This window comes from Pseudomonas sp. ES1 (genome assembly GCF_050586605.1).
GTDB lineage: Bacteria > Pseudomonadota > Gammaproteobacteria > Pseudomonadales > Pseudomonadaceae > Aquipseudomonas > Aquipseudomonas sichuanensis.
Window position 1 is genome coordinate 22,671 of record NZ_JBOBDM010000067.1, and the last position, 8,469, is coordinate 31,139.

At 66.5% G+C, this 8,469-nt stretch carries 8 protein-coding genes; all 8 read left to right on the forward strand.

Annotation, left to right across the window (positions count from 1 at the left end; genetic code table 11):
• Window position 1 precedes the first annotated feature (1 nt).
• The 8 genes from ACQ4N9_RS22795 (at window position 2) to ACQ4N9_RS22830 (ending at window position 8,462) form a co-directional block, all read left to right on the forward strand.
• Window positions 2-658 (forward strand): DUF2491 family protein, encoded by a 657-nt coding sequence (locus ACQ4N9_RS22795; RefSeq protein WP_390967480.1) that lies wholly within the window; start codon window positions 2-4, stop codon window positions 656-658.
• Between the two features lie 12 nt (window positions 659-670).
• Complete coding sequence (locus tag ACQ4N9_RS22800) at window positions 671-1,096, forward strand: DUF350 domain-containing protein (protein ID WP_125463422.1); 426 nt, start codon at window positions 671-673, stop codon at window positions 1,094-1,096.
• A 25-nt stretch (window positions 1,097-1,121) separates the two neighbouring features.
• Window positions 1,122-1,874 (forward strand): DUF1190 domain-containing protein, encoded by a 753-nt coding sequence (locus tag ACQ4N9_RS22805; protein WP_125858086.1) that lies wholly within the window; start codon window positions 1,122-1,124, stop codon window positions 1,872-1,874.
• Between the two features lie 2 nt (window positions 1,875-1,876).
• Window positions 1,877-3,034: a glutathionylspermidine synthase family protein gene (locus ACQ4N9_RS22810; RefSeq protein WP_390967481.1), complete on the forward strand. Its 1,158-nt coding sequence runs from the start codon at window positions 1,877-1,879 to the stop codon at window positions 3,032-3,034.
• A gap of 322 nt (window positions 3,035-3,356) precedes the next feature.
• A complete protein-coding gene (locus ACQ4N9_RS22815; protein WP_390967482.1) occupies window positions 3,357-3,842 on the forward strand; it encodes a formate dehydrogenase subunit gamma in 486 nt (161 codons plus the stop codon).
• The gene (locus ACQ4N9_RS22820) at window positions 3,836-5,380 is read left to right on the forward strand and encodes a formate dehydrogenase beta subunit (protein WP_390967483.1); all 1,545 of its coding nucleotides are present in this window, start codon (window positions 3,836-3,838) and stop codon (window positions 5,378-5,380) included. The genes ACQ4N9_RS22815 and ACQ4N9_RS22820 overlap by 7 nt, the downstream gene beginning before the upstream one ends.
• Window positions 5,377-8,262 (forward strand): formate dehydrogenase subunit alpha, encoded by a 2,886-nt coding sequence (gene fdhF / locus ACQ4N9_RS22825; RefSeq protein ID WP_390967484.1) that lies wholly within the window; start codon window positions 5,377-5,379, stop codon window positions 8,260-8,262. Before ACQ4N9_RS22820 ends, fdhF begins: the two co-directional genes overlap by 4 nt.
• Entirely contained in the window at window positions 8,259-8,462 is a 204-nt protein-coding gene (locus ACQ4N9_RS22830) for a formate dehydrogenase subunit delta (RefSeq protein ID WP_125463428.1), read from the forward strand. The genes fdhF and ACQ4N9_RS22830 overlap by 4 nt, the downstream gene beginning before the upstream one ends.
• Window positions 8,463-8,469 lie beyond the last annotated feature (7 nt).

The following is an 8,469-nucleotide window of genomic DNA, read 5'->3' on the forward strand; positions in this document are numbered from 1 at the left end:
CGTGGGCTGGTTGAAACGCTTCATGGGCTTCGAAGCCCCCAAACCTGCCGCCAGCAGTCAGGCCCAAGGCAACCTGCCGTTCGGCCTGGGCAGTGGGCGCATGCTCAAGCTCGATCGCTCGCTCAAACTACTGCTCGACGGGCATTGCGAACTGGAGGTTCCCGAGCAGGAAGTGGTCTGGGCGATTGGTGAGGTTGACCTCGGCCAGTCTGTGCGCCTGGCGCGCTTCTATATGGAAGACGAGGACTACTGGCTGCAGGTGGTGATGAACGGCGCGTCCGCTGACGATGTCCGTGACATCATCCTGTTCGGTTACTACAGCGTGGTGCCGGTCACCAGCGACGCGGAGCTCAAGCGCCTGGTCGGCCCCGAGTCGAACATCGGCCTGCCGTACTACGAGCACGAAGGCTACGAGTTCGTTCGCCAGTGGGGCAGCGAAGAGGGGCAGACCGAGCTCACGCCGATCAGCGAGTGGGTCACCAGCCCCGAGACCAGCTACCGCATCCAGCACCTGTCGATGCTGTATGCCCGCGAAACCGGCCTGACCGATCGCCGCGAATTCCTCCTGCTGTCGGTGGAGGAAGACGAGGACGGCAATGTCAGCCTGACCACTTCGGTGGGTGTCACCCTGCAATCAACGGACTTCAACGTCATCTGACAAGGATTCACCATGCTCGACGCACTTCGCATGTCGCTCAACGCCCAGGCAGTGATCGGCTTCATTCTCTACATCAGCGTGGCGCTGGTGCTGTTCTGGCTGTTCCAGTTCATCTACACGCACCTCACCCCGCACCGCGAATTCGCCCTGATCCGCGACAATAACAGCGCCGCCGCTATCGCCCTGGGCGGCGCGCTGATCGGCTTCTCGCTGCCGGCCAGCAACATCATCGCCTACAGCGTCGGCCTGCTCGACTTCGTGGTCTGGGTGGTGATCGCTGCCGTGGTGCAACTGCTGGCCTTCGCCATCACCAGCCTGGTGCTCAAGGGGTTGGCCAGCCGCATCGCCAAGGGCGAGATGGCCGCCGCGATCTACGCCGCTGCCGTGGCGATCAGCGTGGGCTTTCTCAATTCGGCCTGCATGACCCCGTCGGTCTGAGCCGTTTGCGCGCAAGGAGCCATACATGAGACGCAGTTCCGTCAAGCTGGTGCTGGCCAGCTCCCTGCCGCTGGCGCTCACCGCGTGCAGCGCGCCCGAGGAGACCTACACGGTCAGCAAGCGCAGCAACTACACCACCGTCCAGGCCTGTGTCGATGACAAGGTGCCGGTGGACGTGTGTTCCGATGCTTATATGGAGGCGTTGGCCGATCACCGTCGGGTCGCGCCGACCTATGGCGACAAGGCGGCGTGCGAGGCCGATTTCGTGCCGGACTACTGCCAGGTCACCAGCGACAACCGCTACATGCCGCGCCTTGGCGGTTTCGAGCTGGCGGTGTCGGGCGAGGTGAGCCAGTCGCAGGTCGACGCGGCCCGCACCCAGGTCGAGAGCAGTGGCCAGGCTGTCAGCGGTGGCAGCAACTTCAATGGCCTGCTCGCCGGCCTGCTGCTCGGCCAGGTGCTCAGCGGCGGTAATCGCCAGTACTACTCGCAGCCGGTCTACCAGTATCGCGACAGCCGCGGCGACTACCGCACCACCACCCTCGGCCAGCAGATCGACCAAGGCAAACGCTTCGAGCGCTCCGACCAGGCCCAGCAGAGCGGCGGCAGCTACAGCAGCTACTACTCCGGCAGCTCCAGCGGTAGCAGCTACAAGTCCAGAAACTCGACCCGCTCCAGCGTGTCCTCGTCGATCTCCCGTGGCGGCTTCGGCAGCCAGGCCACTGCGCGCAGCGGCTGGGGCGGCAAGAGCAGCGGCGGCTTCAGTTTCGGCGGTTGAGCATGCGCAAGGTCCACTGCGACGAACGCCCGGACTGGCGCACCACCGCCGAGCGCGAAGGCTTCGCCTTTCACACCATCGACGGCGAGCGCTACTGGGATGAGCGCGGTTACTACCAGTTCAGCGAGGCCCAGGTCAGCCGTGACCTGGAGGCGCCCACCCAGGAGCTGCACGCGATGTGCCTGGACGCGGTGGCGCGCATTGTCGACAGCGAAGCGCTGATGACCCGCCTGGCGATTGCGCCGGCGTTTTTCGATCTGGTGCGTCGTTCGTGGAAGGAGGGGCATCCGCACCTCTACGGGCGTTTCGACTTCAGCTACGACGGCACGGGCCCGGCCAAGCTGATCGAGGCCAACTACGACACGCCGACCTCGCTGTACGAGGCGGCGGCGTTCCAGCTGATCTGGCTTGAGCAGCAGATTGAGCGCGGCGTGCTGCCGGCCCATGCCAGCCAGTTCAACACCCTGGCTGAAGACCTGGTGCGGGCTTTTGCGGCCTTCGAACGTGAAAGCCCGTTCTACTTCTCGGCCATCGGCGGCTCGATCGAGGACCGCGGCACCACGGATTTCCTGCGCAAGATGGCCGGGCACGTGGGTATCAGCACCCGACATATCGACCTGGAGGATATCGGTCTGAACGACGAGGGGCGTTTCGTCGACCTCGAAGGCCGACCAATCCCGCGCCTGTTCAAGCTGCACGCCTGGGAGCATATCTTCCACGAGGATTTCGGCCAGGCCATCGCCGGTTGTGATACCCAGTTCGTCGAGCCAGCGTGGAAGTCGCTGATTTCCAACAAGGGCATCCTGCCGTTGTTGTGGGAGTGGCACGAGGGCCATCCGAACCTGTTGCCAGCCTTCCTCGATGAAGACCCCCGGCGGCCGGTGCCCAAGGGCTGGGTGCGCAAGCCGTATTTCTCCCGCGAGGGGGCCAATGTGGACATTCGCACCACCGATGACCAGCGGGTGTTCGAGGACGGGCCCTACGACGATGCACCCTATATCCTGCAAGGTTTCGCGCCTTTGCCGAAGTTCGGCGACAGCTACACCTTGATCGGTTCGTGGGTGGTCGGTGATCTGGCCTCGGGAATCGGCATTCGTGAAGACGACACCCTGATCACCAAGGACAGCTCGCGGTTCCTGCCGCATGTGGTCGTGGACTGACCGGCTGCGCTGTCGCGTGGAGAACTACGTAGCAAGCCTCGTCAACGTGGGGGCGGGCCGATCACAACGTTACGATTGCCCCGCCGATGATGGCCCCTCCAATGGTCGGTTTCAGGACGCGCCGGGTCGCCCGCGCACAACCTCTTCGCGCAATAGCTGCCATGCTCTGGAGATGCCTTCGGACCGCGCGCACCTAGACGCCCGGCCGCAGGCAAGGAGGGTGCCCGGCACATCGCCACCGTGACGTGGCCGCGCACCGCAGCTGAACACCGCCGGGTACTGCTCATGTTTCGGGGTGGCCCGGGTTGCCGAGGTTTGCTGTATGCCTGATGAGTTGAACCACCTGCCCCTGATCCAACGCGTCCTGGCCCGTGAGAAGGACACCTCCGGCGCCTTGTTGCCGATCCTCCACGCCATCCAGGCCGGCGTCGGCTATATCCCCGACATCGCCATCAATGAAATCGCCCATGCCCTCAACCTCAGCCTGGCCGAGGTGCGCGGGGTCATCAGCTTCTACCACGACTTTCGCACCACACCGCCTGTCCGGCACACGCTGCGCCTGTGCCGCGCCGAGTCCTGTCAGAGCCGCGGCGCCGAGGCGCTGGCCGCACAGTTGCGCGAACAGCTTGGCCTGGACGACCACGGCACCAGCGCCGACGGCGCGTTGAGCCTGCGCCCGGTCTACTGCCTGGGCGCTTGTGCCTGTTCACCGGCGCTCGAGCTCGATGGCCAGCTGCACGCGCGGCTCACCCCCGAGCGCTTGCGGGCGCTGGTGGAAGGCTGCCGTGAGGAGGTGAAGGCATGTTGAACCTGTGCATTCCCTGTGATTCGGTGGCCCGCGCCGTCGGCGCCGATCAGGTGGCCGACGCGCTGGCCCGCGAGGCCGAGCGTCGCCAACTGCCGCTGCGCATCCAGCGCACCAGTTCGCGTGGCCTGTACTGGCTGGAGCCGTTGGTCGAGTTGGAAAGCGACGCCGGCCGCCTGGGTTTCGGCCCGGTCTCGGTCGAAGACGTGCCGGGCTTGCTCGACGCCCTGGCCACAGGCGAGCCAGGCCATGCCCTGGCACTGGGCCTGGTCGAGCAGATCCCTTACCTGAAAACCCAGCAACGCCTGCTGTTTGCCCGCGCGGGCATCACCCGGCCGCTGTCGCTGGACGACTACCACGCCAACGGCGGCTTCGAGGGCCTGCGCTGGGCAACGCTGATGGAAGGCGACGAGGTGGTCGACGCCGTGCTTGAGTCCGGCCTGCGTGGCCGGGGCGGCGCGGCCTTCCCGGCGGGCATCAAGTGGCGCACTGTGCGCCAGGCCCAGGCCGTGCAGAAATACGTGGTGTGCAATGCCGACGAGGGTGACTCCGGCACTTTCGCCGACCGCATGCTGATGGAGGGCGACCCCTTCCTGCTGATCGAGGGCATGATCATCGCCGGGCTCGCCGTGGGGGCGAGCAAAGGCTACATCTATGTGCGCTCGGAGTACCCGGATGCCATCCGCGCCCTGAACGAGGCGATCCTGCTGGCCCGCGAAGCCGGTTACCTGGACGTCGCCGGCAAAGCTGTGGCCTTCGACCTGGAGGTGCGGGTCGGGGCGGGCGCCTATATCTGCGGCGAGGAAACCGCGCTGCTCGAATCCCTCGAAGGCAAGCGCGGCATCGTCCGCGCCAAGCCCCCGCTGCCAGCGCTGGAGGGGCTGTTCGGCCTGCCGACGCTGGTGCACAACGTGCTCACCCTGGCCTCGATCCCGATCATCCTGGCCAAGGGTGCGGCGTACTACCGCGACTTCGGCATGGGCCGCTCGCTGGGCACCTTGCCGTTCCAGTTGGCCGGCAATATTCGCCACGGCGGCCTGGTGGAGCGGGCGTTCGGTCTCACCCTACGCGAGCTGGTGGAAGGCTACGGCGGCGGTACCGCCAGCGGCCGGCCGATCAAGGCCGCGCAGGTGGGCGGCCCGCTGGGCGCCTGGGTGCCGCCGGCCCAGTTCGACACGCCGCTGGACTACGAGGCCTTTGCCGCCATGGGCGCGATGCTTGGCCACGGCGGTGTGGTGCTGGCCGATGACACCCTGAACATGGCCGGCATGGCGCGCTTCGCCCTGCAGTTCTGCGCCGAAGAGTCGTGCGGCAAGTGCACGCCGTGCCGGATCGGTTCGACCCGCGGCGTCGAGGTGGTCGACCGGCTGATCGCCAGCACCGACCCAGCCATGCGCGAAAGCCAGGCCGGACTGCTGCGCGACCTTTGCGACACGATGCAATACGGTTCGCTGTGCGCCATGGGCGGGATGACCTCGTATCCGGTGGCCAGCGCCCTCAAGCACTTCCCCGCCGATTTCGGCCTGGAGGCCGCGCAATGATCAACTACTTCGACCCCAGCAGCGATATCGACCTGGGTACCCCCGAGCGCGTCAGCGACGTGCAGGTCAGCCTGGTCATCGATGGCCGTTCGATCAGTGTGCCCGCCGGCACCTCGGTGATGCGCGCCGCCGCGCTGCTCGGCACCACCATCCCCAAGCTGTGTGCCACCGACAGCCTCGAAGCCTTCGGCTCGTGCCGCATGTGCATGGTCGAGATCGACGGCATGCGCGGCTACCCGGCGTCGTGCACCACGCCGGTCAACGAGGGCATGGTGGTGCGCACGCAAACCCCGCGCCTGGCCGACCTGCGGCGCAATGTGATGGAGCTGTACATTTCCGACCACCCGCTGGACTGCCTGACCTGCTCGGCCAACGGCAATTGCGAGCTGCAGACCGTCGCCGGCCAGGTTGGCCTGCGCGAGGTGCGCTACGGTTATGACGGCGACAACCACCTGAATGAACAGAAGGACGTGTCCAACCCGTACTTCGACTACGAACCCAGCAAGTGCATCGTCTGCAGCCGCTGCGTGCGCGCCTGCGAAGACATCCAGGGCACCTTCGCCCTGACCATCACCGGGCGCGGTTTCGACTCGCGGGTGGCGGCCGCCGGTGGCGCCGATTTTCTCAGCTCCGAATGCGTCTCCTGCGGCGCCTGCGTACAGGCCTGCCCGACCGCGACCCTCAGCGAAAAAAGCCTGGTCCAGCTCGGCCAGCCCGAACGCGCGGTGATCACCACCTGTGCCTATTGCGGTGTGGGCTGCTCGTTCCGCGCCGAGATGAAGGGCGACCAGTTGGTGCGCATGGTCCCGGACAAGCAGGGCGGCGCCAACCACGGCCACGCCTGCGTCAAGGGCCGTTTCGCCTGGGGCTACGCCACTCACCCCGACCGCATCACCAAGCCGATGATCCGCAAGCGCCTGCAAGACCCCTGGCAGGAGGTCAGCTGGGACGAGGCGGTGACCTATGCCGCCAGCGAGCTGCGCCGCATCCAGCTCAAGTACGGGCGCGATTCCATCGGCGGCATCACCTCCAGCCGCTGCACCAACGAAGAGGCGTACCTGGTGCAGAAACTGGTGCGCACCGCGTTCGGCAACAACAACGTCGACACCTGCGCGCGGGTCTGCCACTCACCGACCGGCTATGGCCTCAAGCAGACCCTCGGCGAATCCGCCGGCACCCAGAGTTTCGACTCGGTGATGCAGGCTGACGTGGTGCTGGTAATCGGCGCCAACCCCACCGACGCCCACCCGGTGTTCGGCTCGCAGCTCAAGCGCCGCTTGCGTCAGGGCGCGCGGCTGATCGTCATCGACCCACGGCGCATCGACCTGGTCGACTCGCCCCACGCCCGTGCCGAGCTGCACCTGCAACTGCGCCCGGGCACCAACGTGGCCATGCTCAACGCCCTGGCCCATGTGATCGTCAGCGAAGGCCTGCTCGACCAGCGCTTCATCGATGCCCGCTGCGAGACCGAGGACTTTGCCCGCTGGCGCGATTTCGTCGCCCTGCCCGAAAACGCCCCGGAGCTGCTTGGCCCGGTGTGCGGCGTGCCCGCCGAGCAGATCCGCGCCGCCGCCCGGCTGTACGCCACCGGCGGCAACGCGGCGATCTACTACGGCCTGGGCGTGACCGAGCACAGCCAGGGCAGCACCGCGGTGATGGGCATCGCCAACCTGGCCATGGCCACCGGCAACATCGGCCGTGAAGGGGTAGGGGTGAACCCGCTGCGCGGGCAGAACAATGTGCAGGGTTCCTGCGACATGGGCTCGTTCCCCCACGAGCTGCCCGGCTACCGGCATATCTCCAACGCCAGTGTGCGCAGCGAGTTCGAACAGGCCTGGGGCGTGACCCTGCAACCCGACCCCGGGCTGCGCATCCCCAACATGTTCGAGGCCGCGCTCGATGGCAGCTTCAAGGCGTTGTACTGCCAGGGTGAGGACATTGCCCAGAGCGATCCCAACACCCAGCACGTCACCGCGGCCTTGCTGGCGATGGAGTGCGTGGTGGTGCAGGACATCTTCCTCAACGAAACGGCCAAGTTTGCCCATGTGTTCCTGCCGGGCAGTTCGTTCCTGGAAAAGGACGGGACCTTCACCAACGCCGAACGGCGCATCTCGCGGGTACGCAAGGTGATGGAGCCGCTGGCCGGCAAGGCTGACTGGGAAGCCACCATGGCCCTGGCCAACGCCCTGGGTTACCCGATGCAGTACCGCCACCCGTCCGAGATCATGGACGAAATTGCCCGCCTGACGCCGACCTTCCACCGCGTCAGCTACAGCGAGATCGACCGCCACGGCAGCCTGCAGTGGCCGTGCAACGACGCCGCCCCCGATGGCACCCCGACCATGCACATCGACCAGTTCGTGCGCGGCAAGGGCCGCTTCATGCTCACCGGCTACGTGCCCACCGACGAGAAGGTCAACAACCGCTACCCGCTGTTGCTGACCACCGGGCGCATCCTCAGCCAGTACAACGTCGGTGCACAGACCCGGCGTACCGACAACGTTGCCTGGCACGCCGAGGACCGCCTGGAGATCCACCCCAGCGACGCCGAGAGCCGCGGCATCAGCGACGGCGACTGGGTCGGCGTGGGCAGCCGTGCGGGGCAGAGCGTGCTGCGTGCCAGGGTCAGCGCTCGGGTGGCGGCGGGGGTGGTGTACACCACCTTCCACTTCCCCGAGTCCGGCGCCAACGTGATCACCACCGACAACTCCGACTGGGCCACCAACTGCCCCGAGTACAAAGTCACCGCAGTGGAGGTGGTGAAGGTGTTCCAGCCGTCGGAATGGCAGAAGCGCTACCAGAGCTTCAGTGACGAACAGCGGCGCCTGCTCGACGAGCGGCGCCAGGCGCAAGGCAAGGAAAAGGCGGAGGTGCGCCGATGAGCAGCGACAACCTGGTGAAGATGGCCAACCAGATCGCCCACTACTTCGACAGCGAGCCGGACCGGGACAAGGCAGTGCAGGGCGTGCGACAGCACCTGCAAAGCTTCTGGACCCCGGCGATGCGCAGGCAGTTGGGGGAGTGGATCGAGGCCCATGCGGGGGAAGGCCTTGATCCGAAAGTGCGCGAGGCGCTGGCCTAGCGACTGA

Bases quoted from the DNA above. Each gene is read 5' to 3' on its own strand.
- ACQ4N9_RS22800 (WP_125463422.1), top strand. From the start codon at position 671: ATGCTCGACGCACTTCGCATGTCGCTCAACGCCCAGGCAGTGATCGGC.
- ACQ4N9_RS22805 (WP_125858086.1), top strand. From the start codon at position 1,122: ATGAGACGCAGTTCCGTCAAGCTGGTGCTGGCCAGCTCCCTGCCGCTG.
- ACQ4N9_RS22810 (WP_390967481.1), top strand. From the start codon at position 1,877: ATGCGCAAGGTCCACTGCGACGAACGCCCGGACTGGCGCACCACCGCC.
- ACQ4N9_RS22815 (WP_390967482.1), top strand. From the start codon at position 3,357: ATGCCTGATGAGTTGAACCACCTGCCCCTGATCCAACGCGTCCTGGCC.
- ACQ4N9_RS22820 (WP_390967483.1), top strand. From the start codon at position 3,836: ATGTTGAACCTGTGCATTCCCTGTGATTCGGTGGCCCGCGCCGTCGGC.
- fdhF (WP_390967484.1), top strand. From the start codon at position 5,377: ATGATCAACTACTTCGACCCCAGCAGCGATATCGACCTGGGTACCCCC.
- ACQ4N9_RS22830 (WP_125463428.1), top strand. From the start codon at position 8,259: ATGAGCAGCGACAACCTGGTGAAGATGGCCAACCAGATCGCCCACTAC.